The sequence below is a fragment of the Proteus sp. fly-1067 genome, from assembly GCF_040139345.1.
Lineage (GTDB): Bacteria > Pseudomonadota > Gammaproteobacteria > Enterobacterales > Enterobacteriaceae > Proteus > Proteus vulgaris_B.
Genome location: NZ_JBEEUL010000134.1, coordinates 1 through 641 on the forward strand (window position 1 = coordinate 1; position 641 = coordinate 641).

Here is a 641-nt window from a genome sequence, read left to right on the forward strand (position 1 = left end):
CTATTTGGTGCTGCTGGTATTTCTTCGCACCAGATGCACATTCCGTTATATGATTTGATTGCTACCTTGCGATTTGATAATGCGGCTTTAATATGTAATTGCTCTAGTTCGTTTGCTGAGTCGATAATATCCATTTTAAATTACCTTCTTCTTTAATCATTAAATAGCACTCTAGAACAGCTCTAGATATATCTGCACTTTCTGCTATTAACTTCTCATGAATAGCTAGCGGTGATAGATTTACTGAATCTCTCCATTGAATGTTAATTTTAAATTTTCTAATTATGTGAAATATTATTTTATCCTCAAAATAATCACGATCAATTTTAGTTATTGCTTCATTTCTTTTATATGTAATATCGTAATTATTATTTATCCATCTCACAGAGTGACGAGTAAACTCAAGATTAAACTCTCCATTGCAAACGTAATAGTTATGCACCAATTGATTAATCTGCCAATCATTTAGTTTGCTATATTCATTCATTTTCCATGTCCTATCCATGATTAATATTAAAAGGCATGCCTTCGGCTTTCATTGGTTGCAAATCTGCAAAGTCACATTTCACCAATCGACCTTCGAATTCGGTAGCCATCATTAATGCTTGTTTTGCTTGTAGTGCGATAATGTTGTTAGGCAT

The 641-nt window shown here is 32.8% G+C and carries 1 protein-coding gene; it reads right to left on the minus strand.

What is annotated here, in order from left to right; all coding sequences use genetic code 11:
- Positions 1-103: 103 nt before the first annotated feature.
- Positions 104-487 (minus strand): hypothetical protein, encoded by a 384-nt coding sequence (locus tag ABN217_RS19590; protein WP_272581363.1) that lies wholly within the window; start codon positions 485-487, stop codon positions 104-106.
- Positions 488-641: the final 154 nt, after the last annotated feature.

Excerpts from the sequence above, each read along its gene's own strand:
- ABN217_RS19590 (WP_272581363.1), bottom strand. The coding sequence starts at position 487 with ATGAATGAATATAGCAAACTAAATGATTGGCAGATTAATCAATTGGTG.